This window comes from Acetomicrobium sp. S15 = DSM 107314 (genome assembly GCF_016125955.1).
GTDB classification, from domain to species: Bacteria; Synergistota; Synergistia; order Synergistales; family Thermosynergistaceae; genus Thermosynergistes; species Thermosynergistes pyruvativorans.
In genome coordinates this window covers 1-354 of record NZ_JADEVE010000424.1, presented here as the reverse complement: position 1 = coordinate 354, position 354 = coordinate 1, and the positions used below count along the sequence as shown (strand labels likewise).

Below are 354 nucleotides of genomic sequence, written 5' to 3'. Positions count from 1 at the left end.
CTGGTTAGGAGGGCGGGAATTGTCTTTTTTAGGCGGGCATTGGCTGCAAAGCGGAGGAGGAGAGATCAGCCCTTATCTTTTAATGGACAAGGCTTATCGTTTGCTGGCAGTGGAAAAAGCAAATTGCCTCGGCATCTTGCTAGAGACAATGCCGGTGCTGGCTACTACGGCAGATACCCAGGCTATGGCAGGGCAGAAGGTGCAAAAATCGGGGCTGGTTGAAAGCGCCTTGTCGGCGGTAGTTGATATTGACTTGCAGGACCCCAAAAGTTTTTTAGGTTCCCAGCTGACAATATTTAAAATGGTAGCTGCCGGAAATGATCTTCCTTCTTTAACAACTTTAGAAGGTGAGGT

The 354-nt window shown here is 48.6% G+C and carries 1 protein-coding gene; it reads left to right on the top strand.

Going from position 1 to position 354, the window contains the following annotated elements:
* Window positions 1-19 precede the first annotated feature (19 nt).
* On the top strand, window positions 20-354 hold a 335-nt coding region (locus EZM41_RS13170; RefSeq protein ID WP_198471688.1), incomplete at its 3' end, for a hypothetical protein.